The organism is Staphylococcus sp. EG-SA-2 (assembly GCF_017152085.1).
The window spans coordinates 1-1,076 of sequence record NZ_JACYHC010000879.1; the positions used below are offsets into that span (position 1 = coordinate 1).

1 protein-coding gene is annotated in these 1,076 nt (G+C 31.6%); it reads right to left on the bottom strand.

Features of this window, described 5'->3' with window-relative positions; translation table 11 throughout:
- The coding region (locus tag IDG60_RS27640; protein WP_241013385.1) for an ABC transporter substrate-binding protein at window positions 1-950 on the bottom strand (950 nt) is incomplete at its 3' end.
- Between the last annotated feature and the right edge of the window lie 126 nt (window positions 951-1,076).

Consider the following 1,076-nt stretch of genomic DNA (forward strand, 5'->3'; position numbering starts at 1 on the left):
GCTTTTTTATCGTAATCATGAGATACGAATCCTATTAAACCGTAGTCTAAGCTTGGCGCAGATAATACCTTGAGACCAGCATTAGATGACTTAGCATCTTTTGCCATTGCACCGGTAGCATCATTCGCAACATCAATATCGCCTTTTTCCATTGCCTTAATAATTTGAGCTTGATCAATAACTTTTAAATTGATTTTGTCTAGTGCAGGCTTACCTTGCCAATAATCATCAAATTTAACGAGTTGAACAGCCTCACCTGGAACGATTTTCTTAACTTTATACGGTCCAATACCAATAGGATATTTTCGGATTTTATCTGATTTCGCTAAATCTTTAATTGGTACATCTGATAAATATTTTTTACTTAATAAATGTCCAGTAATAAATCCTGTTAAGTAATTTTCTTGTTTTTTATCAAATGTAACCTGCATAGTGTAGTCATCTATTTTCTTCAATCCGCTAATATGATCAGTTTTTCCTTCATGATAATCTTTCGCACCTTGGATATTTTCTACACTTGGATAATAAGCACCTTCGTAGTCCTTGTTAGCTAAGACTTCAATTGAATAAATCCAATCATCAATTTTCAATTCATTACCATCATGCCATTTAATACCTTTTTTAATTTTAAATTCTATTTTCTTAGCCGGCTCGATGTCCTTCCATGAAGCAATATATGCCTTAGGACGTATTTTTTTATCAGTTGCTAATAAGCTTTCGTTAAAATATCCCTCAACTACAGAATCTGCATGTGTACTATTTAATAACGAAGAATAAACACCACTTGGCGGTGCTGTTAATGCTACATTTAAGGTACCACCTTTATGTTTTGAGGTTTCCGTTTTAGTAGCATCTTTTACTCCTTCATCTTTATTACTGCTTTTTCCGCAAGCACTCAACACTAAAACGACAATAAGAAGTATTGAAATATATTTAATTAGCTTCCCCATACATATGCCTCCTACTTTCAATCTAATTTTTTCTTTTTAGTTTACTCATAGAAAAAATTATTACAAGTTTATTTTTAGAATATTCAGTTATTTATGCATTTAATCAATTTCAGTAATTTAAAAAAC